General features: G+C 69.5%; 17 protein-coding genes and 1 tRNA gene. 13 read left to right on the forward strand and 5 right to left on the reverse strand.

Going from position 1 to position 19,271, the window contains the following annotated elements:
- Both M9M90_RS08470 and M9M90_RS08475 read left to right on the forward strand, forming a co-directional pair.
- Positions 1-1,611 (forward strand): NAD(P)/FAD-dependent oxidoreductase, encoded by a 1,611-nt coding sequence (locus M9M90_RS08470; RefSeq protein ID WP_254836721.1) that lies wholly within the window; start codon positions 1-3, stop codon positions 1,609-1,611.
- A complete protein-coding gene (locus M9M90_RS08475) occupies positions 1,608-2,867 on the forward strand; it encodes an amino acid permease (RefSeq protein ID WP_254836722.1) in 1,260 nt (419 codons plus the stop codon). The genes M9M90_RS08470 and M9M90_RS08475 overlap by 4 nt, the downstream gene beginning before the upstream one ends.
- Here M9M90_RS08475 and M9M90_RS08480 read toward each other — a convergent pair.
- Complete coding sequence (locus tag M9M90_RS08480) at positions 2,864-4,273, reverse strand: M20/M25/M40 family metallo-hydrolase (protein WP_254836723.1); 1,410 nt, start codon at positions 4,271-4,273, stop codon at positions 2,864-2,866. The two genes, M9M90_RS08475 and M9M90_RS08480, sit on opposite strands and share 4 nt — an antisense overlap.
- A gap of 163 nt (positions 4,274-4,436) precedes the next feature.
- Between M9M90_RS08480 and M9M90_RS08485 the strand changes: the two genes are divergently transcribed.
- The 5 genes from M9M90_RS08485 (at position 4,437) to M9M90_RS08505 (ending at position 8,139) form a co-directional block, all read left to right on the forward strand.
- Complete coding sequence (locus M9M90_RS08485) at positions 4,437-5,225, forward strand: hypothetical protein (RefSeq protein ID WP_254836724.1); 789 nt, start codon at positions 4,437-4,439, stop codon at positions 5,223-5,225.
- A 654-nt stretch (positions 5,226-5,879) separates the two neighbouring features.
- Positions 5,880-6,782: a MotA/TolQ/ExbB proton channel family protein gene (locus tag M9M90_RS08490; RefSeq protein WP_254836725.1), complete on the forward strand. Its 903-nt coding sequence runs from the start codon at positions 5,880-5,882 to the stop codon at positions 6,780-6,782.
- A 5-nt stretch (positions 6,783-6,787) separates the two neighbouring features.
- A complete protein-coding gene (locus M9M90_RS08495; RefSeq protein ID WP_254836726.1) occupies positions 6,788-7,216 on the forward strand; it encodes a biopolymer transporter ExbD in 429 nt (142 codons plus the stop codon).
- Between the two features lie 12 nt (positions 7,217-7,228).
- Positions 7,229-7,930 carry an energy transducer TonB gene (locus M9M90_RS21190; RefSeq protein ID WP_305885141.1) on the forward strand — a complete coding sequence of 234 codons (702 nt, stop codon included), beginning with the start codon at positions 7,229-7,231 and terminating at the stop codon, positions 7,928-7,930.
- Between the two features lie 132 nt (positions 7,931-8,062).
- A tRNA-His gene (locus M9M90_RS08505) sits at positions 8,063-8,139 on the forward strand.
- A gap of 100 nt (positions 8,140-8,239) precedes the next feature.
- Here M9M90_RS08505 and putA read toward each other — a convergent pair.
- On the reverse strand, positions 8,240-11,338 hold the full coding sequence (putA, locus tag M9M90_RS08510) for a bifunctional proline dehydrogenase/L-glutamate gamma-semialdehyde dehydrogenase PutA (protein ID WP_254836728.1): 3,099 nt from the start codon (positions 11,336-11,338) through the stop codon (positions 8,240-8,242).
- Between the two features lie 112 nt (positions 11,339-11,450).
- Between putA and M9M90_RS08515 the strand changes: the two genes are divergently transcribed.
- Positions 11,451-11,921, forward strand: a complete 471-nt coding sequence (locus M9M90_RS08515; RefSeq protein WP_254836729.1) for an Lrp/AsnC ligand binding domain-containing protein — start codon at positions 11,451-11,453, stop codon at positions 11,919-11,921.
- 2 nt (positions 11,922-11,923) lie between these two features.
- Here M9M90_RS08515 and M9M90_RS08520 read toward each other — a convergent pair whose 3' ends face one another.
- On the reverse strand, positions 11,924-12,817 hold the full coding sequence (locus M9M90_RS08520; RefSeq protein WP_254836730.1) for a glyoxylate/hydroxypyruvate reductase A: 894 nt from the start codon (positions 12,815-12,817) through the stop codon (positions 11,924-11,926).
- Between the two features lie 52 nt (positions 12,818-12,869).
- Here M9M90_RS08520 and M9M90_RS08525 point away from each other — a divergent pair, with 52 nt between their 5' ends.
- A complete protein-coding gene (locus tag M9M90_RS08525; protein WP_254836731.1) occupies positions 12,870-14,117 on the forward strand; it encodes a hydrolase in 1,248 nt (415 codons plus the stop codon).
- Positions 14,118-14,153: 36 nt separating this feature from the next.
- Here M9M90_RS08525 and M9M90_RS08530 read toward each other — a convergent pair whose 3' ends face one another.
- Complete coding sequence (locus M9M90_RS08530) at positions 14,154-14,642, reverse strand: Lrp/AsnC family transcriptional regulator (protein ID WP_254836732.1); 489 nt, start codon at positions 14,640-14,642, stop codon at positions 14,154-14,156.
- Between the two features lie 113 nt (positions 14,643-14,755).
- On the opposite strand from M9M90_RS08530, the gene M9M90_RS08535 reads away from it, so the two are divergent.
- The 3 genes from M9M90_RS08535 to M9M90_RS08545 are packed head-to-tail and all read left to right on the forward strand — an operon-like array spanning position 14,756 to position 18,433.
- The gene (locus tag M9M90_RS08535; RefSeq protein ID WP_254836733.1) at positions 14,756-15,766 is read left to right on the forward strand and encodes an arginine N-succinyltransferase; all 1,011 of its coding nucleotides are present in this window, start codon (positions 14,756-14,758) and stop codon (positions 15,764-15,766) included.
- Positions 15,753-17,162, forward strand: a complete 1,410-nt coding sequence (gene astD, locus M9M90_RS08540) for a succinylglutamate-semialdehyde dehydrogenase (RefSeq protein ID WP_254836734.1) — start codon at positions 15,753-15,755, stop codon at positions 17,160-17,162. The genes M9M90_RS08535 and astD overlap by 14 nt, the downstream gene beginning before the upstream one ends.
- Entirely contained in the window at positions 17,159-18,433 is a 1,275-nt protein-coding gene (locus M9M90_RS08545; protein ID WP_254836735.1) for an N-succinylarginine dihydrolase, read from the forward strand. Before astD ends, M9M90_RS08545 begins: the two co-directional genes overlap by 4 nt.
- On the opposite strand, the gene M9M90_RS08550 is transcribed toward M9M90_RS08545, so the two are convergent.
- Entirely contained in the window at positions 18,430-18,687 is a 258-nt protein-coding gene (locus M9M90_RS08550; RefSeq protein ID WP_254836736.1) for a DUF6356 family protein, read from the reverse strand. The genes M9M90_RS08545 and M9M90_RS08550 overlap by 4 nt on opposite strands.
- Before the next feature lie 118 nt (positions 18,688-18,805).
- Between M9M90_RS08550 and M9M90_RS08555 the strand changes: the two genes are divergently transcribed.
- A complete protein-coding gene (locus M9M90_RS08555; RefSeq protein WP_254836737.1) occupies positions 18,806-19,270 on the forward strand; it encodes an Lrp/AsnC family transcriptional regulator in 465 nt (154 codons plus the stop codon).
- Position 19,271 lies beyond the last annotated feature (1 nt).

A 19,271-nucleotide genomic window follows, 5' to 3' on the forward strand; every position in this document is an offset into this window, starting at 1 on the left:
ATGGCGAGCGAGCGCGACATCCTGATCGTCGGCGGCGGCCATAACGGCCTGGTCTGCGCGGCCTATCTCGCCGCGGCGGGCCTCAAGGTAACGGTGCTGGAGCGCCGGAGCGTGGTCGGCGGCGCCGCGGTGACCGAGGAATTCCATCCCGGCTTCCGCAACTCGGTGGCCAGCTACACCGTCTCCCTCCTCAATCCCAAGGTCATCGCCGACCTCGACCTGCATCGCCACGGCCTGAAGATCGTCGAACGCAAGGTGTCGAACTTCCTGCCCGTGCCCGGCGGCTATCTGGCCACCGGCGACGGCCGCACCAAGTCCGAGGTCGCCAAGTTCTCGCAAAAGGACGCCGATCGCCTCGACGCCTATGGCGACCGTCTGGAGGCCATCGCCGACGTCCTGCGCGACCTGGTCCTGCAGACGCCGCCCAACCTGGTGGAGGGGGGGCTGGCCCAGGCCATTCCCGAGCTGCTGAAGAGCGCCAGCCTTGGCCGGAAGCTCGGCCACCTGGACATGACCGCCAAGCGCGACCTGCTGGCCCTGTTCGCCCAGTCCGCCGGCGACTGGCTGGACGGCTGGTTCGAGAGCGATCCGATCAAGGCCGTCTACGGCTTCGACGGGGTGGTGGGGAACTATGCCAGCCCCTACACGCCGGGCTCGGCCTATGTCCTGCTGCACCATGTGTTCGGCGAGGTGAACGGCAAGAAGGGCGCCTGGGGTCACGCCATCGGCGGCATGGGCGCCATCACCCAGGCCATGGCCGCCTGCTGTCGCGAGCGCGGCGTGGAGATCCGCACCGATGTCCCCATCGCCGAGATCCTGGTGGAGAAGGGTCGGGCCGTGGGGGTGGTCACCGAGAAGGGCGAGACCATCCGCGGCCGCGCCGTGGTCTCCAACCTCAATCCCAAGCTGCTGTTCGGCAAGCTGGTGGACCGTTCGTACCAGCCTGCGGATTTCGCCGAGCGCATCGACCGCTATCGCAGCGGCTCGGGCACCTTCCGCATGAACGTGGCGCTCTCCAGACTGCCGGACTTCACCTGCCTGCCCGGACCGGGCGACCACCTGACCGCCGGCATCATCATCGCCCCCAGCCTGGCCTATATGGAACAGGCCTATGCCGACGCCCGGGCCCACGGCTGGTCCAAGGCTCCCATCGTCGAGATGCTGATCCCGTCCACCCTGGACGACAGCCTGGCGCCGGCCGGCCAGCACGTCGCCAGCCTGTTCTGCCAGCACGTGGCGCCGACCCTCTCCGGCGGTCGCTCCTGGGACGACCACCGCGAGGAGGTCGCCGACTTGATGATCGCCACGGTGGAGGCTCAGGCCCCCGGCTTCGCCGCCTCGGTGGTCGGCCGCCAGGTCTTGTCGCCGCTCGATCTTGAGCGCACTTTCGGCTTGAGCGGGGGCGACATCATGCACGGCAATCTCAGCCTGGATCAGATGTTCTCGGCGCGCCCGGTTCTGGGCGCGGGCGACTATCGCACCCCGATCGCCGGTCTCTACCAGTGCGGGGCGGGCACTCATCCCGGCGGCGGCGTTACCGGCGCGCCAGGCCACAACGCTGCGCGCGAGATCGTCAGGGACGCCCGTCGCGGACGGCTCGGAACCGCTTGAGCCAGAGGGCGGACGCCGTGGCGGCCGACGCCCCCTCCGAGCCGGGCGCGGCGCGTGGCCTTGGCCCCTTCGCGGCGACCATCCTGGTGGCCGGCAACATGATCGGCTCCGGGGTCTTCCTGCTGCCGGCCTCCCTGGCGGCGATCGGCAGCGCCAGTGTCATCGGCTGGGCGGTCGCCTCGGTGGGCGGCCTGGTCCTGGCCCTGGTCTTCGCCCTGCTGGGGATCATGCGGCCGGACGTCAATGGCCTGGTCCGCTATCCCGCCGACGCCCTGCATCCGGCCTTCGGCTTCCTGTCCTGGAGCGCCTATTGGGTGGCCTCCTGGGTCGGCAATGTCGCGATCGCCATCGCCGCCGTCGGCTATCTGGCGGTCTTCCTGCCCGGGCTGATCGGGCCGGTCGCGACCCTGGCGACAACCCTGATCATCATCTGGCTGATGACGGCGGCCAATCTCTGGGGGCCGCGGGTGGTGGTCTGGCTGGCGGCCTCGACCCTTGTGATCGGGCTGATCCCCATCCTCGCCGCCATCGGCCTGGGGATTCTGCACTTCGATCCTGACATTTTCTGGGGTTCCTGGAACGTCAGCGGCCAGCCTCTGAGCAAGGTGGTGCCCGGGTCGCTGGTGATGATCTTCTGGGCGTTCATGGGGCTGGAGAGCGCCAGCGTGGCCGCCGCCGCGGTGGACAATCCCCGCCGCAACCTGCCGATCGCGGCCCTGGGCGGCGTGGCCCTGGCCTCGCTCGTCTACACCACCGCCACCGCCGCGGTGATGGGCGTGATCCCCGCCGAGCGGCTGGCCGCCTCCACCGCCCCCTTCGCCGACATGGTCGCCCTCGCCGCGGGTCCCATCGCGGGCGCGGTGGTGGCCGCCTGCGCGCTCGCCAAGACCCTGGGCACACTGGGCGGCTGGGTGCTGGTCGCCGCCGAGGCCGGCCGTGTGGGCGCCGCCAGCGGCTATCTCCCGAAGGCGCTCTCCACCCAGGCCGTCCACGCCACCCCGGTCCGCGACATCCTGCTGGTGGCCGTGCTCATGTCCCTGGCGGCCCTGGCCACCCTGTCGCCGACCCTGACCAAGCAGTTCAACGCGTTGATCAACGCCTCGGTCCTGCTGATCCTGGCCGTCTACATCCTTTGCGCCCTGGCGCTCGTCCGCTTCGCGTCGGGAATAGAGACCCCGGCGCGCCGATGGGCCGCCCGCGTCATCGGCTTCGCGGCCGCGGCGTTCTGCGTCTGGATGATCGTCGCTTCGCTCTAGCGCGCCGACGCCACGCTCTTGATGAGCCGATAGTCGAACTCCGCGGCCTCGGCGAAGCCCTTGGTGCTGATCCGCTCATCCCGCCCGTGGGCGCGGTTGTCGTTCACGTCGCTCCAGATGGCGCCGACCGCGTAGCTCGGCATGCCGGCTGCGCGCGTATAGACGCTGTCTGAGGCGCCGAGGTCCATGTGCGGCTGCACGGGTACGCCGGGCCACATGCCCTGCACGACCTTGGTCAGCCGTGCGAACAAGGCCGGATCGTAGGGCGAATCCGGCGCGGGCGCGGCGGGCCAGACGACGCTGACCTCGACACCGGGATCGGCGACCACCTCCACCAGCTTGGCGCGCACCGCCGCCTCGCTGTCGGTGGGCATCATGCGGCACTGGATGACGGCGCGGGCGCGCTGGGGCAGGGCGTTTTCCGCATGCCCGCCCGACAGCCCCGTCGGCACGCAGGTCGTACGCAGGCGGGCGTTGCGCGCGGGCGTGGCGCTCAGCCGCTCGGCGGCCGCCAGGTCGGCGGGCTCCTTTGAGACCGCCAGCATGTCGGCGGCGACCTGACCGCTTTCCAGCGCCGCAGCCTTGGCGAAGTAGCCGCGCGTGGTGGGGGTGGTCGCCACGGGGAACTTGAACGCCTCGACGCGCGAAAGCCCCCTGGCCAGGCGGTAGATCGCGTTGTCGGGCTCCGGGATAGAAGAGTGACCGCCCTTGTTGGTCGCCTCCAGCTGGAAGGTGACATAGACCTTCTCGCTGGTCTGGACCCCGTAGGAGAGACGCTGGTCGCCGCGCATGGACCCGCCGCCGCCGTCGCTGTTCATCACCAGGGCGGCGTCCACCAGCGGCCTCTGGGTCTCGATCAGCCAGTCCACCCCGTTGGCGTCCCCGCTCTCCTCGTCGCTTGTGAAGGCGAAGATCATGTCGCGGTCGGGCACGAACCCCTCCTGCCTGGCCCGGACCAGGGCCGCCAGCAGGGCGGCGATCTCGCCCTTCATGTCCTGCACGCCGCGACCATAGAGCCAGCCGTGCTTCTCGGTGAGGACGAAGGGCTCGACCGTCCAGTCCTCGCGCCGGGCCTCCACCACGTCGAGGTGGCTGATCCACAGCACCGGCTTGGCCTTCGCAGCCTTGGCCCGCAGCCGTACGAGGAGCTGGCCCTGGGTCGGATGTCCGGGAATCACCAGCATGGTGACGTCGGCCGGGGCGAATCCGGCCGCCAGCATCCGTTTCCGGATCGCCTCGGCGGCGGGGAGGGTGCCTTGATCGTGCACGGTGTTGATGGCGATGAGCTCCGCCAGGATTTCGCGGGCCAGGGCCAGATTGGCCGGCGGCGGGGTCTGGGCCCGCGCCACGCCGCCCAGCAGGGCCGCGGCGCACAGCCCCGCGGACAGGATTTGCCTGTAACTCATGACTGTCCCTCGACCTCGACGCGCCCGCCCCAGGTCGGCGAGTGTGGGTCGCTCGGCGGCGCCTGTCCACGGGCGGCGTCACAGAACCGACCAAGTCTGCGGCGAGGTTCCAGGCGGGCGGGGGCTCACCTGTGCGCGGCCGGGAACGGTCGTGGAGACGCGCATGCCGCCGCCGAAGAACGATCCGCCCAGTCCGTTCGCGACCAATTCCGCCTGGGGAGGTCAGCCGCGCCCGGTGTTCCGCATCGGTCCGCTTCCCAAGGCCGGGAAGCCGCCGCCGCCGTCGAGGCCCTCCCTCGCCTATGTGGCGCCCCAACCGGCGGTGCCGCCGCCACGGCCGAGCATCCTGACGGGCTCGCTCATTCCCACGGCCCCTGCGCCCGCACCTACGCCGACCGCGGCCGCCGTCGCTCCCGCTGTCGCCAGGCCGCCACCCGCCGCCGAGCCTCCGCGGCCGCCCCCCCCGACGATTGAGGAGGGGCCGGTCTTCGCCCCTTTATCGCCGCGCGCCGCCCCGCGACGCGCCCCGAGCCGGCGCCTGCCGCTGGTCGTGGGCGCCGGCGCCCTGGCCGTGATCGCCGTGGTCGCCGTGGTGGCGCTCGCCGCGCGTCAGGGCAGGGTCGCCGCCGACCGCGCCGCCCCCCGCGCCTTGCCGGTCCAGACGGTCCAGGCCCCGCCGCCGGTCGCCACGCCACCGGAGCCGGCCGCCGTCGCCCAGCCTGCCCCCGCGCCCGCGCCGAGGCGCCAGGTGCGCGCGGCTGCGCCCGTCGCCCGACCTGGAGAGGCCGTTCGCCCGGACCCCGCCGAGATCGTCCCACAGTCGCTGGTGGTCCCGCCGCCGGAGGTCGCGCCGCCGCCCGTCGTCATCACGCCGCCCGCCGCGCCCGTGGTCGTCGCCCCGCCGCCCGACCCGGAGGCGGCCATGACCACCCGCGGGCCGAACGACCGGTAGAGCTTGTTCCGTATGGCTTGAGTGACGTTCCAGAGGGACGGGGGCTCGTGCCTCGCCGGCATGTCCGACGAGACGCTCTCCCGCGCCGACGGCCCGCGAGTCGGCGCGCGCGGGTTGACGCGGACCCCTCCGGCTCCCATTTGCCCGCCAAGGCTGGGACGCGACCGAATTTCGGGCGCCCTGCCGAAAATTCGGATCGCGAGCCGGGTTATTTCGAGACCGGCGTTCCGTCAGCCATGCTGCGGCGCAACATATATTTTCATCTATTAGTCGAAAATCCCGGCAGATTACTTACAGGCCTCATTGTGCATTGCAGCAATGTTGCAGGTCGCGCCACTTACTCGGGGTCGACCCTCGGAGTAACACCCCTTGACGCCCTTAATAGGGGTTGCCAAAGGACCCCTGCCGCACGTCTAACATGGCGGTTAAGACCTTAGCTTCCCTTTGGGGAAACCGAGGTCGCTCCCGCCTTCGGAACGTTACGCTTCACGAGTTCGTTGAAGCGTTGGCGTAACGGGTCGGGCGCAGCGAAAGCGGCTCTGGCGTTTTGTCCGGCGGTTACCGGACGAGCGGCGGGCTTTAACTAGGGTGGAGACGCTCTCGCGCGACGACCCTCGGTCCAAACGTGCTAGACCAATCAGGAACTGGCGACAGATGCTCGACAACAAACGACTGACCCCTTTCATCGCTCTCATCGGCGCGGTCGCGCTGATGGCGAGCGTGCCGGCGTTCGCGCAGGAAGCCGCCGCTCCGGCCGCTCCCGCCGCCGCCGACGCCGCCGCGGCTCCGGCCGCTGATGCCGCCGCGGCCCCAGCCGCGGATGCTGCGGCTCCCGCAGCCGACGTCGCCCCCCCGACCATCGAGCATGCCGGTTCCCTTACCGTCGTGCAGATGTTCCTCGACGCTCAACCCGTCGTGAAGGTCGTGATGATCGGCCTGATCCTGGCCTCCATCCTCTCCTGGACCCTGCTGGTCACGAAGATGATCGAGTTCAGCTCGCTGAACAAAGCCTCTGACCGCTTCGTCGAGGCCTTCCGCGGCGCCAAGTCGATCAACGACATGGGCCGTATCGCGATGTCCGAAGAATTCGAAGGCAACCCGATGGCCGACATGGCCGCCGCGGCCGCCCAAGAAGTCGAACTGTCGCGTCAAGCGGGTCTCGCCGTCACCGGCGCGCACCGTGAAACCACCATCCACCGGGCGGAAGCCGCGGTTGGCGCGGTTCAATCCAACCTCGCCAAGCGCCTGTCCAGCGGCATGCAGTTCCTGGCCTCCGTCGGTTCGTCCGGTCCGTTCATCGGTCTGTTCGGCACCGTCTACGGGATCATGAACTCGTTCATCGGCATCGCGAACACCAACACCACCAACCTGGCCGTCGTCGCGCCCGGCATCGCCGAAGCGCTTCTCGCCACGGGTATCGGTCTGTTCGCCGCCATCCCGGCGGTTATCTTCTACAACTACTTCCAGACCCGGATTTCCGCTTACGGCTCGCGGACTGACGGATTTGTCGCCGAACTGATGAACGCCATTTCCCGGCAGCTCGACAAGGGAGCCTAACCGCCATGGGAGCCAAACTCTCAGGTTCTGGGGGTGGGCGCGACTCGGTAGAGGCGATGAGCGAAATCAACGTGACGCCCTTCGTGGACGTCATGTTGGTGCTCCTGATTATCTTCATGGTCGCGGCGCCTATGGCCGCCGTGACCGTGGAGGTGGCCCTTCCACCGGCTACCGCCAAGCCTTCGACCAATCCACCGAAGCCGGTCTATATCAGTATCCAGCCGGGCGGCAGCATCTACCTGGGCGACAGCAAGACCGACCTTGCCGACCTGGGCGACGACCTGCGGACCAATATCGGAAAGCGCAATCCGGAGAAGGAACGCATCTTCATCCGCGCCGACAAGAATGTTCTCTACGGAGACTTCATGGGCGTGATGAACATGCTTCAGGACAACGGGTTCTACAGCGTGGCCCTTATTGGCCTCGAAGAGTGAGGGGGGTGACGAATGGCTGAAACCACAGACTCGACCCATCACCGCAGCGTCTTCGATGAGCCGGTTAAGAAACGGAACACGGGCGTCACCGTCGCCATCGTGCTCTCGATCATCGTGCACGCCGGCCTCATCGCCTACCTCTACAAGTCGAAGTTCGAGCCGAAGTACAAGGAGTACTCGGATGATGTGACGGACGTGGCGATCATCAAGCCCGCCCCGCCGCCGCCTCCGCCGCCTCCGCCTCCGCCTCCGAACACGCCGCCGCCTCCGCCGCCGAAGCTGCAACCGCGGCCTCCGGTGAACGTGCCGGCCGATCTGCCGACGATCCCGCCTCTGCCGGTTCCGCCGGTCGAAAAGCGGATCGAGGTTCCGGAGCCCCCTCGGGCTGCGCCCCCGACCCCGCCGCGTCCGTCGGTCATCACGAACCCCGACTGGTCGCGTCGTCCCGATGCCGAAGCTCTGTCCCGGTACTACCCGGAACGGGCTCAGCGGATGGGCGTCGAAGGCCGGGCGACGATCAGCTGCACGGTCACGTCCAAGGGGACGTTGGAGGGTTGCTCCATCGTTTCCGAAGATCCGGCCGATCAGGACTTCGGTACTGCGACCCTTCGGGCGAGCAAGCTGTTCAAGATGCGACCGAAGACCCAGGACGGCGCCCCTGTCGAAGGGGGAACGGTGCGGATCCCGCTCCGTTGGACGCTGCCCAAGGGCTGACTTCGACCAAAGACCAACGATCAAACCTCGGCGGCGCGAGCCTCCGGGGTTTTTTCTTGGCCGGTCCCGCCCCATGGACGCTGGGCGCTTGATCGAACGGTCCCGCGCGACTAGAAGAACGCCTCGCGATACGCCGCCTTAGCTCAGCTGGTTAGAGCGCTAGATTGTGGATCTAGAGGTCCTCGGTTCGAGCCCGAGAGGTGGTACCATCGCGCAGCTCCGGAAGCCGGAGCTCGCCCCCCCGCCATGCATGAAAACGCCGCCGTCCTTGCGGCCGGCGGCGTCTGGGCGGGAGTTCGTCCACGTCTGCTACAGGCTCAGATTTAGCAGCGCCGGGTCGCCGCCCTGGGCGGTGATGTTGACGCTGACCGCGCGCTCGATGGCGTAGCGGGTTAGCGAATTGGGCCCGCCGGCCTTGGGACCGGTCCCGGACAGACCCTCGCCGCCGAAGGGTTGGACACCCACCACGGCTCCAATGATCGAGCGGTTCACATAGACGTTGCCGGCGGGGACCAGCTCGCGGACCTGGATGGCGAAGGCGTCGATCCGCGAGTGGACGCCCAGCGTCAGGCCGTATCGCGAGGCCGCCAGTTCGCCAGCGACTCTGGCCAGGTCGGCCGGCCGATAGCGGACCACGTGCAGCACGGGCCCGAACACCTCGCGCTCCAGGAAGTTCGCTGACGGGATCTCCGCCAGGACCGGCCCGAAGAAGGTCCCGCCCTCTGGGGCCTTGAGCTGGTGCAGGACCTTGGCCTCGCGCTCCAGCCGCTCCAGATGCGCGCAGAGAGTCCCATGGGCCTCGGCGTCGATCACCGGGCCGATATCGGTGACAGCGTCGGCCGGGTCGCCCAGGACCAAGGCGTCCATGGCGCCCTTAATCCCGTCGATCAGCATGTCGGCGGTGTCGGTGGGCAGGAACAGGATGCGCAGGGCCGAGCACCGCTGCCCGGCCGAGCCGAAGGCCGAAGCGATCACGTCGTCGACCACCTGTTCCTTGAGAGCCGTGGTGTCGACGAACATGCCGTTCAGGCCGCCGGTCTCGGCGATGAACGGCACGATCGGGCCTTCGCGGCCGGCCAGGGACTGGTTGATCCGCCGCGCCGTGTCGGTGCCGCCGGTGAAGGCCACGCCGTCGCAGCCCGGATGGGCGGTGAGCGCCGCGCCCACCGTCTCGCCGCGGCCGGGGGTCAGGGCCAGCAGGCCAGGCGGCAGGCCGGCCGCATGGAACAGCTTCACCGCCTCGGAGGCGATGAGCGGGGTCTGCTCGGCCGGCTTGGCCACAACGGCGTTGCCGGCGGCCAGGGCCGCGGCGACCTGGCCAGTGAAGATGGCAAGCGGAAAGTTCCAGGGGCTGATGCAGACGAAGACCCCTCGGCCGTGCAGCTCCAGGGTATTGGTCTCGCCGACCGGCCCCTTCAGCGTTTCGGGACCGCCGAACCTGGTCAGGGCCAGGTGGGCGTAGTAGCGGCAGAAGTCCGCGGCCTCGCGCACCTCGGCCACGCCGTCGGCCAAGGTCTTGCCGGCCTCACGGGCGCAGATGGCGACCAGACGGTCGCGATTGGCCTCCAGCGTGTCCCCCATGGCCCGCAGGATCTCGGCGCGGCGGAAACCGCCGAGCCTGTCCCAGGCCGGCTGGGCGGCCCTGGCCGCGGCGAAGGCTGCGTCGATGTCGAGGGCGGAAGCCTCGCTGGCCTTCCCGACCACCAGGGCGCTGGCGGACGGGCTTCGCATGGGCTGGGACTCCGCTCCGGCGCGGAGATTGCCGCCGATCAGCGGCCCCGACGACAGGGGTTCCAGGGCGCGAGCGGCGGCGGTGAGGCGCGCGGCTTCCTCCGGGATGGAGAGATCGACGCCCAGCGAGTTCTTCCGCTCCGCCCCATAGATGTCGACGGGACGGGGGATCTTCGGGTGCGGCCCGATGCCGGCCTTCTCCACCGCGGCGATCGGATCGACCACCACGTCCTGGGCCGGCACCCGCTCATCCAGCAGGGCGTGGACGAAGGAGGTGTTGGCGCCGTTCTCCAGCAGGCGGCGCACCAGGTAGGGCAGCAGGTCCTCATGCCCGCCGACCGGCGCGTAGGTGCGCACCACGCCGCCGCCGTGCAGGTCGTCCGCGGCCTGGTAGAGCGCCTCTCCCATGCCGTGCAGGCGCTGGAACTCGATCTTCACCCCGGCCTCGCTGGCCATGGCGTGGACGGCTGCCAGGGTGTGGGCATTGTGGGTGGCGAACTGGGCGTAGAGGTTCGGCGCGGCGGCGATGAGCGCCCGGGCGCACACTAGATAGGAGAGGTCCGTCGCCGCCTTGGTGGTGAACACTGGATAGTCGGGCCGCCCGCCCACCTGGGCGCGCTTGATCTCGCTGTCCCAATAGGCGCCCTTCACCAGCCGAACCATCAGCCGCCGGCCGCTGGACCGGGCGATCTCGGCCACTCGTTCGACGGCCAGCCGCGCGCGCTTCTGATAGGCCTGGACGGCGAGGCCGAGGCCTTGCCACTCGCCCAGCTCCGGCTCGCGGGCCAGACGGTCCAGCAGCTTCAGCGACAGGGTCAGCCGGTCGGCTTCCTCGGCGTCTATGGTGAAGTTCATGTCGTGCCGGGCCGCGATCAGCGCCAACCGCTTGGTGCGCGGATAGAGCTCGCTCCAGACCCGGTCCTCATGGGTCGCCTCATAGCGCGGCGACAGGGCCGAGAGTTTCACGGAAACCCCATGCCCGGCTTCCGGACCCGCACCTTTCGACGCCTTGCCCACGGCCTCCAGCGCGTCGGCATAGGCCTGCTCGTAGCGGGCCGCGTCGGAGGCGGTGCGGGCGCCTTCGCCCAGCATGTCGAAGGAACAGATCTGGCCCTCCTTGCCGGCCCGCTTCAGGGCCGCCTCGATGCTGCGGCCCAGGACGAACTGCTCGCCCATGATGCCGATGGCCTGGGCCACAGCCTTGCGCACCACGGGTTCGCCGATCCGCTCCGCCAGCCGTTTGAGGAAGCCCGGCAGATCGTTGCGGGCCTCGTCGTCCACTTCCACCAACTTGCCGGTGAGCATCAGGCCCCAGGTGGACGCGTTGACGAACAGGCTGTCGGACTGGCCCAGATGGCTGGCCCAGTCGGCGTTGCCGATCTTCTCGGCGATCAGCCGGTCGCGGGTGTCCTGGTCGGGGGTGCGGAGCAAGGCTTCGGCCAGGCACATCAGGGCCAGGCCCTCACGGGTGCCCAGGCTGAACTCCTGCAGGAAGCCCTCGACCACGCCCTGGCGCCTGGCCGACTTGCGAGCGGCGCGCACCAGGTCCTCGGCCTCGGCCCGTACGGCGGCTCGCTGCTGGGTCGACAGGGGCTGGGCGGCCAGCAGGGCGGTGACCGCATCGGTCTCGTCGCGATACTTGGCGGAAAGGTCGTCGAGAGCGGTCCAGGAGGTCATGGCGCAGCCTTGAGGGAGCGGAGCTTCTATGATCCGGCGTATCGTTTCTGCTATCGAATGTCCTGCGGAGATAAGGCCAATTGGCCGAATGAAACCACGGAATGGGTCACTGATGCCGAACGCTGTGCAATTGGACGAGATCGACCGCCGCTTGCTGCGCGTCCTGCAGCGAGACGGGCGGATCAGCAACCTCGACCTGGCCCAGCAATGCCACCTCTCTCCCTCGGCCTGTTCGGACCGGGTCCGCCGCCTGAAGGACCGCGGAGTGATCCTGCGATACTCGGCCCTGCTGGACCCCAAGGCCGTCGACCGGGCCCTACTGATCTTCGTGGAGGTCCAGCTCGACCGGACCACTGGCGACACCTTCACCGAATTCGCCCAGGCCGCGCAGCGTAGTCCCGAAATCCTTGAATGCCATATGGTGGCCGGCGGTTTCGACTATCTGATCAAGGCCCGGGTGCGCGACATGGAGGCCTATCGCAGCTTCCTGGGCGATGTTCTCGTGCGCATGCCGGGCGTGCGCGAGACCCGGACCTACGCCGTGCTGGAAGAGGTCAAGTCGGTGACCGAACTGCCGGTCTGAGCTCAGTATCCGGTCTCGAACGACACCAACCCCGTCACAGGCTGGCCGGCGCGAAAACGGGCGATGTTCTCGGCAGCCCGCAGGGCGCCGCTGGCCGGGTCGGTGATCGCCGCGGCATGTGGGGTGATGGTGATCTTCGGGTGGCGCCAGAACGGGTGACCGGCGGGCAGGGGCTCGATTTCGAACACGTCGAGGACGGCATGGCCGAGCTGGCCCGAGTCCAGCGCTGGGACGAGGTCGGCCTCCACCAGGTGTCCGCCACGCCCCACATTGATGATCGCCGCGCCGGGTCGCATGCGCGCGAAGGTCGCCTGGCCGAGGATTCCCCGCGTCTGCGGCGTCAGGGGCAGCAGGTTCACCACGATCTCGCTGTGGGCCAGGAGGTTGTCCAGATCGCCACTCGTCCGCGTCCAGTGCGAGACTTGAAAACCAAGCGCAACCAGTGTGTTGCCGCAGGCTTTTCCCATCTCACCGTAACCCAGCAACCCGACCGCGCGCTCGGTGGTCGGGGGCTGCGGGAGTTTGCGCCAAAGACCCTGCGTCTGCTGGGCGGCATAGGCCGGCGCCTGGCGGTGCAGGGCCAGGACGTGGGCCGCGACGGCCTCGGCCATCTGGGCGGCCAGGGTCGGGTCGATCAGCCGGGCGAGGGCGACATGGCGGGGCAGGACGGGATCGTCCATCAGGCCGTCGATGCCGGCCCATGCCGACTGGATGAACTTCAGGTTCGGCAGGGCCGCGAGCTCGCCCGGCGGCGGATTGGCGACCACCGCGATCTCGACCGCGCCGCGATCGTCCGGCAAGCCCAGGGTCACGGGCTCGCCCAGCGCACGCTCCAGCAGGCCGCGCCACAGCTCGGTGGCCTCGAGGTCGAGGCGCGACAGGAACGGGATGGTCATTCAATCCTCCGGGCCTTGCGCGGAGACGCCGTTCGGCGCGAGGCTCGCGCGCATGAAACTGGATTCCTCCGACTCCGCCATCCTCGACCGCCTCGCCAGCCAGGAAACCGAACTGGTCGGCCGCGCCATCGACTGGTGCGCCATCGGCTCGGGCAGCCGCAATCTGCCGGGCCTCGAGGCCCAGTGCGCCGTCTTCCAGGGCGTGCTCGGCGACCTGCCGGGCCAGGTCGAGGCCTTGCCCCTGGCCGATAGTCACGAGGTGGCCGCCGACGGCGAGCTCAAGGCCCAGCGCCATACGCCGGCCCTGCGCCTGACCGTGCGCCCCGACGCCCCGGTCCAGGTGGTGCTCACCGGCCACTACGACACGGTCTATCCGGCCGAGAGCGGCTTCACCAAGGTGGTGACCCGCGCCGATGGGGCGCTGAATGGTCCCGGCATCGCCGACATGAAGGGTGGCATCAGCGTGATGCTGGCGGCCCTCGCCGCCTTCGAGCATCACCCGGCCCGCGACAGCCTCGGATACCGGGTTCTGCTCTCGCCTGACGAGGAGATCGGCTCCCTGGCCTCCGCGCCGCACCTGGCCGAACTCGCCCGCGGCGGGCATGTGGGCCTGACCTACGAGCCGGCCATGGCCGGCGGTGCGCTGGCCGCCCAGCGCAAGGGCTCCGGCAACTTCCACGTGGTGGTGCGGGGCCGCGCGGCCCATGCTGGCCGCGACTTCGACAAGGGCCGCAACGCCATCGCCGCGGCCGCCGACCTCGCCACGCGCCTGGTCGCCGCCAATGGCCAGCGCGAAGGCGTGACCCTCAATGTGGCCCGCATCGACGGCGGCGGGCCGCTGAACATGGTGCCTGACCGTGCCGTGGTGCGGTTCAACATCCGCCTGCCCGACCGCGAGGCCGGGGAGTGGGCCCTGAAGTTCGTACAGGAGGCCGTGGCCGCCACCGCCGCCGAAGGCATCGAGGCCGAACTGCACGGCGGCTTCACCCGTCCCGCCAAGCCGTTCAACGCGGCCCAGCAGCAGCTGTTCGGGGCGGTGAAGGAGGCCGGGGCCCTGCTCGGCCAGGAGATCACCTGGGCCTCGTCCGGCGGGGTCTGCGAGGGCAACAATCTGTTCGCCGCCGGCCTGCCCAATGTCGACACCCTTGGGGTCCGCGGCGGCGACATCCACAGCGAGGCCGAGCACGCCTGGCCCGAGAGCTTCGTCGAACGCGCCCAGCTCTCGGCCCTGATCCTCGCCAAGCTCGCCACCGGCGACATTCCGGCGGCCAGGATCAAGGCCGCGATGGGGCAGGGCTAGCGAAGACTTCGAGATGATCCCCCAGAGCGGGAGCTCTTAGGCCCTACCGCCCGTCGTCACTGGCGTCCCGCGATAGGGCTTGGCGTCCTTCATCAGGATGTGGCTGGCGATCTTGTCGACGCCCAGGCCCTCCTGCAGCAGGCGGTCGGCAAGCTCTCCCCAAGCCCGAACGTCGGGCGCCACCACCTTGATCAGGTAGTCGAAGGAGCCCGAGACCTGGGCCGCCTCCACCACCTCGGGGATTTCCGCCAGCACCGCCTCGAAGGCCAGCAGGTCGGCGGGGCGGTGGCTCTTCAAGGTCACCTCGCCGAACACCGTCACGGTGGGCCGGATGCGTTCGATGTCCAGGCGGGCGTGATAGCCCTGGATCAGGCCGTCGGCCTCCAGCCGCCGCACCCGGGCCAGGCAGGCGCTGGCCGACAACCCCACCTGCTCGGCCAGGGCCTGGTTGGTGATGCGGCCCTCGGCCTGGAGAATCGCCAGGATCCTCAGGTCCAGCCGGTCGAGCGCAGAATATCCGTCCAAGATCCCGTTCCGCCGCATGATCTGCGGCCTGACCCCCGGTCTTCCGCCGCCCATTTCGCGCAAACCCTATCACAATAAGCCGCTTGAGCTTCGATCATTCTGCGGAGGATTTCATGATCGCCACCGGCGTCGTCATCCGAGCCGCGGGAGCCGACGACTTGGACGCCCTGCACGCGCTGGCCAAGACCGCGGGCCTGGGCATGACCAACCTGCCGTCCTGTCGCGACAAGCTGGCCGCCCTGCTGGCCGGCAGCGCCGCGGCCTTCGCCGGCGCGCGCGGCCACAGCCAGCTGCTGCTGGTGCTGGAGATCGGCGATGAGGTGGTCGGCACCGGCTGCATCTTCCCGAGCGTCGGCGGGGAGTGGCCATTCTACTCCTACCGCATCGGCCGCATCCGCCAGAGCTCCCAGGCGCTCGGCAAGAGCGTCGACAACACCCTGCTGACCCCGGTCAACGACTATGACGGCTCGGCCGAGGTCGGCGGCCTGTTCGTGCGCCCCGGTCTGCGCGGGGTGGCCGGCGGGCGGCTGATGGCCCGCAGCCGCTATCTGTTCATGGCCGAGCATCGCGACTGGTTCGGCGACCGGGTGGTCTCCGAGCTGCGCGGCTATCAGGACGAGGATGGGACTTCGCCGTTCTGGGAAGCGGTGGGCAAGCGCTTCTACGGCCTGGAGTTCTCGGAGGCCGACAAGATCAGCGTGGGCTCGGGCAAGCAGGTGATCGCCGACCTGGGGCCGAAATACCCGATCTATCTCAACCTGCTGTCGCCGGAGGCCGCGGCCAGCGTCGGCCAGTGCCATCCGGACGGCCTACGCGCCCAGGCCCTGCTGATGGAGGAAGGCTTCCGCTTCGAGGGCTGCGTCGACATCTTCGACGCCGGTCCGACCATGGTGGCCGACATCGACAGCCTGAAGGCCGTGCGCGAAAGCCGGGTCTCCACCGTGGGCGCCATCGCCCCCTGCGAGGATGGGCCCGAGGTGCTGGTGGCGACCGGACACGCCGCCGGGTTCCGCGCCTCGCGCGGCCGGATCTGGACGGGAGAACACGGCGTCACCGTGCCGCCCGACCTGGCCCGGGCGCTGAATGTTCAAGTCGGAGACCGCGTGCGCCATGTCGAATTCTGAGATCGTCTCCACTGATCCCTGCACCGGGGAGGAGGTCTGGCGCGGCCCGGCCGCCTCTGCCGCCGAGGTGGACGCCGCCGTGGCGCGGGCCCGCAAGGGCTTCGCCCTCTGGTCGGCCACGCCTCTGGAAGAGCGCTGCCGGATCGCCCGGGTGTTCGCCGATCTGGTCCGCAATCGGCGCGAGGAAATCGCCACCCTGATCAGCCGTGAAACCGGCAAACCGTTCTGGGAGACGCTGACCGAGGCCGACACGGTATCGGCCAAGGTCGAGGTCTCGATCCGCGCCCAGGCCGAGCGCGCCGGCGAGCGGAGCGGGGAGGCGGCCGGCGCCCGCGCCCGCCTGGCCCACCGGCCGCACGGGGTCCTGGCGGTGATCGGGCCGTTCAACTTCCCCATGCATCTGCCCAACGGCCACATGGCGCCGGCTCTGCTGGCCGGCAACGCCGTGGTGTTCAAGCCCAGCGAGAAGACCCCCGCCAGCGGCGTCCTGCTGGTCAAGCTGTGGCGCGAGGCGGGCGTCCCCGCCGACGTCCTGCAGGTGATGACCGGCGGGGCAGACACCGCCAAGGCCCTGGTCGCCCACGAAGGCGTCGACGGGGTGCTGTTCACCGGCGGTGTGAGCGCCGGCAAGGCGATCCACATGGCCCTAGCCAACCAGCCGCAGAAGATCGTCGCCCTCGAGCTGGGCGGCAACAATCCGTTGGTCGCCTGGGACGTGGCCGACGCCGAGAGCGCGGCCCACCTGATCGTCCAGTCGGCCTATGTCTCCGCCGGTCAGCGCTGTTCCTGCGCCCGACGCCTGATCGTGCCGCAGGGCGCGGCGGGCGACACGATCGTCGAGGCGCTCACCGCCCTCATCGACCGCATCAAGGTCGGCGCGCCCTTCGACGAACCGCAGCCCTTCATGGGCCCGGTGATCGACCTAGCCTCGGCCAAGAGCCTGCTGCTGGCCCAGCAGCGACTGGGCGGCGTAGCGATCCGAGAACTCCGGCCGACCACGCCGGACCGGCCTTACCTGACCCCCGGCCTGGTTGACGTCACGGGCCTCGAGGTTCCCGACAGCGAGAATTTCGGCCCGCTGCTGCAGCTCATTCGCGCACCGGACTTCGACACAGCCATGGCCACGGCCAACGCCACTCGCTTTGGCCTCGGCGCGGGCCTGCTCAGCGACGACGAGGCGCTCTATCGCCGGTTCTGGAACGAGGCCCGGGCCGGCATCGTCAACTGGAACCGTCCCACCACCGGAGCGGCGGCCACCGCGCCGTTCGGCGGGCCGGGCCTGTCGGGCAACCACCGGCCCAGCGCCTACTACGCCGCCGATTACTGCGCCTATCCCGTGGCCAGCCTGGAGTCGGACTCCGCCCAGTTCAGGGTCAGTACGGGCCTCGCCGCGTGACCGCGGTCGAGATCAATTTCGACGGCCTGGTCGGGCCGACCCACAACTATGCGGGCCTCTCGGTCGGCAATGTCGCTTCCCAGGCCAATTTCGGCGAGACCGCCTACCCCCGCGCCGCGGCCCTGCAGGGCCTGGCCAAGATGCGCGCTGTCATGGACCTGGGCCTGACCCAGGGCTTCCTGCCGCCCCCGATGCGTCCCGCGGCCGGCGCGCTGCGGCCTTTCGGCTTCGGGGGCTCCAACAACGAGGTCCTGGCTCGGGCCGCCTCTGAGGACCTCGCGCTTTTCCGCGCGGTCTGTTCGGCCTCAAGCATGTGGCGGGCCAATGCGGCGACCGTTCTGGCCGCCCCCGACACCGCCGACGGCCGGGTTCACCTGGTGACCGCCAACCTCGCCGGCATGCTGCATCGGAGCTTTGAGGGCCCGGAGACCCACGACCTCCTGCGCCGGGTGTTTCGCGACGAGACCCGCTTCGCCGTCCACGGGCCGCTACCCTCCGCCCGCCATTTCGGCGACGAGGGCGCCGCCAACCACATGCGGCTCGCGCACCGCCACGGCGCGGCGGGGACCAATGTCTTCGCCCATGGCGAACTCAGGGGCGGGGCCTTCCCCGAACGTCAGAGCCGTCGCGCCAGCGAGGCGGTGGCGCGGCTCGCGGGCCTGACCGATCCGCTCTACGCCCTGCAGAACGCCAAGGCCGTCCAGGCCGGAGCCTTCCACAATGACGTGGTCGCCGTCGCCAACGAGAACGTGCTGCTGACTCATCCGGAGGCGTTCGAGGACGCCCAGGGTCTCTACGCCGCCCTGCATGGCCGGCTCCCCAACCTGCACGTCGTCGAGACCCAGGGGGTCAGCCTCGCCGACGCCATCGCCTCCTATCTGTTCAACTCCCAGCTCGTGACCCTGCCGGACGGCGCCATGGCGCTGATCCTGCCCGTCGAGGCGCGTGAGAACGCGCGGGTCTGGGCCGAGGTCGAACGCATCGTCGCCGCCAACAATCCCATCTCCCAGGCGGTGGTGGTCGACGTCCGCGAGAGCATGCGCAACGGCGGCGGCCCCGCCTGTCTGCGGTTGCGGGTTCCGGTGGACGACGCCGCCAAGGCCGGCATCGATCCGCGTTTCATCTTGGACGAGGCCCGCTGGGATCGGCTGACCCGGACGGTGGAAGCCCATTGGCCCGAAGCCATCGCGCCCGGCGACCTGACCGACCCCGCCCTATGGGATCAGGCCCGCGCCGCTCACGCCGCGCTCGAGCAGGCCATCGGCGCCTAGATCGAATACGACCAGGTCTCGGCCCGGCCGAGAACGTCGTCCGGAGGCGTGATGCGGCGGCGCGCGGTCATCTGGGCGTGCAGGCGCTGGATGCACTGGCTCGCAGTCTTCTCGAACCAGAAGGGAAACACGGCATGGATCAGGCACGCCAGCCCGCCCGCGACCATCTCGACTCCAAAGCCGCCGGCGTGACCCAGGTGCTCGACATAGGTCTCCCCCACCTCGCTCGGGTGCCGATTGAACGCGTCCAGCATCTCGCCCTCCTGGAAAGTCACGGCCCAAGATTGCCGCCGGGCGGCGAGAAAGGCATTGTCTCATTCGTCGCCCAGTCGGCAGAATGGAGAACCCGATTCTCAAACTACGGTCCATGACGTGTCAAATGTTCTCCTAGACCCGATAGATCGGCGAATACTCCGCGAACTCCAGGCCGACTGCACCATCCCCGTGGCGGAGCTGGCCGAACGGGTGGGCCTATCCCAGACGCCCTGCTGGAAACGGGTCAAGAGGCTGACCGACGAGGGGGTCATCGAACGCCGGGTCGCCTTGCTGGCGCGCGAGAAGCTGGACCTCGGTCTCGTCGTTTTCGTCTCGATCAAGACCAGCCATCACGACGAGGTATGGATATCCGCCTTCGCTCAGGCCGCCGCGGCCCTGCCCGAGGTGGTGGAGTTCTACCGCATGGCCGGTGAAACCGACTATCTGCTGAAGGTGGTGGTCTCCGACATCGCCGCCTATGACCGCTTCTACAAGCGCCTGATCGCCACCGCGCCGCTGAACGACGTCTCCTCCGCCTTCGCCATGGAGCAGATCAAGTTCACCACCGCCCTGCCGCTCTGAG

Source organism: Phenylobacterium sp. LH3H17 (assembly GCF_024298925.1).
Classification (GTDB): Bacteria; Pseudomonadota; Alphaproteobacteria; order Caulobacterales; family Caulobacteraceae; genus Phenylobacterium.

Bases quoted from the DNA above. Each gene is read 5' to 3' on its own strand.
- M9M90_RS08470 (WP_254836721.1), top strand. From the start codon at position 1: ATGGCGAGCGAGCGCGACATCCTGATCGTCGGCGGCGGCCATAACGGC.
- M9M90_RS08480 (WP_254836723.1), bottom strand. From the start codon at position 4,273: ATGAGTTACAGGCAAATCCTGTCCGCGGGGCTGTGCGCCGCGGCCCTG.
- M9M90_RS08485 (WP_254836724.1), top strand. From the start codon at position 4,437: ATGCCGCCGCCGAAGAACGATCCGCCCAGTCCGTTCGCGACCAATTCC.
- M9M90_RS08490 (WP_254836725.1), top strand. From the start codon at position 5,880: ATGCTCGACAACAAACGACTGACCCCTTTCATCGCTCTCATCGGCGCG.
- M9M90_RS08495 (WP_254836726.1), top strand. From the start codon at position 6,788: ATGGGAGCCAAACTCTCAGGTTCTGGGGGTGGGCGCGACTCGGTAGAG.
- M9M90_RS21190 (WP_305885141.1), top strand. From the start codon at position 7,229: ATGGCTGAAACCACAGACTCGACCCATCACCGCAGCGTCTTCGATGAG.
- putA (WP_254836728.1), bottom strand. From the start codon at position 11,338: ATGACCTCCTGGACCGCTCTCGACGACCTTTCCGCCAAGTATCGCGAC.
- M9M90_RS08515 (WP_254836729.1), top strand. From the start codon at position 11,451: ATGCCGAACGCTGTGCAATTGGACGAGATCGACCGCCGCTTGCTGCGC.
- M9M90_RS08520 (WP_254836730.1), bottom strand. From the start codon at position 12,817: ATGACCATCCCGTTCCTGTCGCGCCTCGACCTCGAGGCCACCGAGCTG.
- M9M90_RS08525 (WP_254836731.1), top strand. From the start codon at position 12,870: ATGAAACTGGATTCCTCCGACTCCGCCATCCTCGACCGCCTCGCCAGC.
- M9M90_RS08535 (WP_254836733.1), top strand. From the start codon at position 14,756: ATGATCGCCACCGGCGTCGTCATCCGAGCCGCGGGAGCCGACGACTTG.
- astD (WP_254836734.1), top strand. From the start codon at position 15,753: ATGTCGAATTCTGAGATCGTCTCCACTGATCCCTGCACCGGGGAGGAG.
- M9M90_RS08550 (WP_254836736.1), bottom strand. From the start codon at position 18,687: ATGCTGGACGCGTTCAATCGGCACCCGAGCGAGGTGGGGGAGACCTAT.